The sequence below is a fragment of the Komagataeibacter intermedius TF2 genome (genome assembly GCF_000964425.1).
Lineage (GTDB): Bacteria > Pseudomonadota > Alphaproteobacteria > Acetobacterales > Acetobacteraceae > Komagataeibacter > Komagataeibacter intermedius.
Genome location: NZ_BANF01000237.1, coordinates 1 through 3083 on the forward strand (window position 1 = coordinate 1; position 3083 = coordinate 3083).

Here is a 3083-nt window from a genome sequence, read left to right on the forward strand (position 1 = left end):
TCACTCCAAGCGTACGTAAAATACACTTTCGTGTCGTGATCCCAAACTGAAAAGTGCCGAGTATCCTGCTTATGTGGTGCTGAACGGCTTTGGCGGCATGCCCTGGTTTGCCGGACTGCTGAATGACCAGCAGGTAGCCGATGTCGTCAATTACGTTCGCACACATTTCGGGAACCATTATACTGATGCCCTGAAACCAGAAGACGTGTCTGAAATGCGTCCCCATCTGTCAGTAGAGGCAGAATAACGTGCGCCTTTTTAAAAGCCTGATCCCCGCGCAGCCCTGACGGCTCTGGCTGCCTTCCCTGCTCTGGCGCATGCTGAAGGCGGCGTGATCCGTCATGGTGAGGGGAAATTCCCCATCTCCACCGCGGTGGAAGTCCCCGCCGGGGCCACCACCATTTATCTGAGCGGCATGGGCGCTCCGGTGCAGGACAAAACCGCGCCGCCCAAAAGCCTTGAGGCCTATGGCGACACCCGCGCCCAGACACTCGCCTCTCTCCAGCGCATTGAAGGCGAGCTGAAAAAGCTGAACCTGACCATGGGTGATGTTGTGCAGATGCACATCTATATGGTGGCGGACCCGCGCACAAAGCAGCTGGATTTTGATGGCATGATGAAGGCCTACACCCAGTATTTCGGCACAGAAAAGCAGCCTAATCTGCCAGTGCGCTCCGCCTTTGCCGTGGCCCAGCTCGCCAACCCCGGATGGCTGATTGAAATTGAAGTAACGGCCGTTCGGACGCCTAAAAAATAAGGCCTGTTGCCTGACAACGAATTCCCCAGTCTATCGCTTTTCAAACCAAAAGACAAGCGGGGGATCTGGGGAAACAGCATCCCGCCTCACACATTTGCAAGTCTCGTCATACACGGCCATCTAAAGGCGCAGGGTATCTTGTTATACCAAGATACCCACAACATGCTCTTTTACGAGGCCTGACGATATGACTGAGCATTTAACAAAACGCTGGCAGACCCTGCCTGCCACCCCGGCCCCTCTGGCCTCCTTTAAAGGACAGCACGCCCCCATTAACGGATGCTCGCTCTATTATACGGAAGGCGGCACAGGGGACGATGTCATCATCATGCTGCATGGGGGCATGGCAAACTCTGACTACTGGGGCATACAGGCGGCTTATCTGGCCAAAACGCACCGTGTCATCCTCGTGGATAGCCGCGGGCATGGCCGCAGCACGTTAGGGGATAAACCCCTCAGCTACGCTCAGATGGCAGACGATATCATTCACCTGATGAACCATCTGGAAATTCCGAATGCCAGTCTCGTCGGGTGGAGCGATGGCGGTGTGCAGAGCATTATTCTGGCCTCTGAACACCCGGATCGCATCAAACGCATCTTTGCTTACGGGCCGCATATGTCCGCATCCGGCCTCAATCTGGCGTGTAGCGGAGATAAGGTGGTCAACGCTTTTGTAAAGCGCGCCACAGAAGACTACCGCGAGCTTTCCCCGACCCCGGATAAATTTGATGTCTTTTCAAAAACCGTCTGGGGCCTGTGGAAATGGGAGCATGATGCCGAATTCACGGAAGACCGCCTGAACGCCATCCGCTGCCCCGCATGGGTTGTGGATGGGGACCGGGACGAGATGATTCATCGCGCCCATCTGGAATATCTGGTGGCGCATATTCCGGACAGTTCTTACATGATCCTGCCCGAGACCAGCCACTTCGCCTTCCTGCAGGCCCCGCTTCTGTTTAACGAAGCGTTGGCTGACTTTCTGTCCGTCAAAGCCTGACGGTCACACTGACGGTCAGGGCGAGAAGGGTTCAGCTCTGATAACGGGCTGAACCTCTTTTTATTTCCCGTCTGTTCTCTCAAGTTCGCCGTCGGCGTCATCCGGCAGAAAGAAGTCTTCCGGGTCTCCTGGCACGGGCAGAGACAGCAGGAAAAATCCCGCGGCTACCGTGATCGCACCCGTTGCAACGGGCAGCCAGCGGAGGACTGTCACCATCGCGGAGTCCTGCGTGCTGCCGTTGACGACAAGCGCCCAGCCACTCACGCACAAAAGCGCAAAACCACCCACAAAACAGGCCACAATCCAGAGCAGCCGACGCACATAAGGAGACGAAGACTTGCTCATGATGTGACCTTTCAGATCATTGCTTGAAGGCCCGCGCTAGCACGTTTTGTGTTTCGAGGGAAACTGGCAGGGTGGAATTGGTCAGCGCCACACCTTTCCAGCCCGCGCCCAGAGCCGTGTAAAGGTTCACAGCATCACGCAGGCGTTCCAGACGCGCCAGAGCTTCCATGTTCTGCGCATTCAGGGTGGTGCGCTCGGTTGTCAGCACTTCCAGGAAGCCAACCAGACCAGCACCATATAGCCGCCGTGCCCGCTCACTGGCCGTGGCACTATCTTCTGCCGCTTTATGCAGTTGCTCGGCATATTCAATGTCATCATGCCAGGCCGCCATGGCGTCTTCAACTTCCTTGAAGCCGTTTAGCACCGACTGACGATAGGTCAAACGTGCTGCTTCCGCCGAGGCCTGAGCCGCCCGAACTTCGGACGTCATCTTGCCACCGTGCATCAGCGGCAGGCTCGCCATCATCAGGAACTGCCAGCTCATGGCATTCACCTGAAACAGCTGGTACATGGCCGACGCGTTGGGGTTGAAGGTCAACGGAATAACAAAGTGCGGATACAGGTTGGCCACAGCAACGCCAATCTGCGCCGTCGCCAGTGCATACTGCCGTTCCGCCATACGGATATCCGGGCGGTTGGCAATCACGACAGACGGCATGGTCGCGGGGAATTCCGGCACGGTCGGCAGGGGCCGCGGCACCTTCAGTTCATCTTCCAGAGAGCCCGGCATCTGCCCCAGCAGCACGGCAATAGCGTGCGTTATCTGAGAAACACGGGTTTTCAGCGGTTCACGCGCTGCAATCTGTGTATCCAGCTCGGCCTGAGCCTGCGCAATCTGCAGGGTGTTCCCCACGCCTTCCAGATACAGCTTGTTAGTCAGATCCACCGCGTGTTTTGCAACGCCGATATTGTCCGTGGCGATTTTGATCTGCAACTGGGTGGTAATCCCCCCATAAAAAGAGTGACTTTTGAATGAGAATTTTC

General features: G+C 56.4%; 4 protein-coding genes and 1 pseudogene. 3 read left to right on the forward strand and 2 right to left on the reverse strand.

Features of this window, described 5'->3' with window-relative positions; translation table 11 throughout:
* Positions 1 to 43 precede the first annotated feature (43 nt).
* The 3 genes and pseudogenes from B7449_RS22945 to B7449_RS16635 all read left to right on the forward strand — a co-directional run.
* Positions 44 to 247, forward strand: a pseudogene (locus B7449_RS22945) (c-type cytochrome); the annotation flags it as partial.
* Positions 248 to 283: 36 nt separating this feature from the next.
* Entirely contained in the window at positions 284 to 757 is a 474-nt protein-coding gene (locus tag B7449_RS16630) for a RidA family protein (protein WP_039734209.1), read from the forward strand.
* Between the two features lie 187 nt (positions 758 to 944).
* Entirely contained in the window at positions 945 to 1754 is an 810-nt protein-coding gene (locus tag B7449_RS16635) for an alpha/beta fold hydrolase (protein ID WP_003631394.1), read from the forward strand.
* Positions 1755 to 1814: 60 nt separating this feature from the next.
* On the opposite strand, the gene B7449_RS16640 is transcribed toward B7449_RS16635, so the two are convergent.
* Together B7449_RS16640 and B7449_RS16645 are read right to left on the reverse strand one after the other, a co-directional pair.
* Entirely contained in the window at positions 1815 to 2099 is a 285-nt protein-coding gene (locus B7449_RS16640) for a hypothetical protein (protein WP_039734207.1), read from the reverse strand.
* A 16-nt stretch (positions 2100 to 2115) separates the two neighbouring features.
* On the reverse strand, positions 2116 to 3083 hold a 968-nt coding region (locus tag B7449_RS16645; protein WP_048883862.1), incomplete at its 5' end, for a TolC family protein.

Excerpts from the sequence above, each read along its gene's own strand:
- B7449_RS16635 (WP_003631394.1), top strand. The coding sequence starts at position 945 with ATGACTGAGCATTTAACAAAACGCTGGCAGACCCTGCCTGCCACCCCG.
- B7449_RS16640 (WP_039734207.1), bottom strand. The coding sequence starts at position 2,099 with ATGAGCAAGTCTTCGTCTCCTTATGTGCGTCGGCTGCTCTGGATTGTG.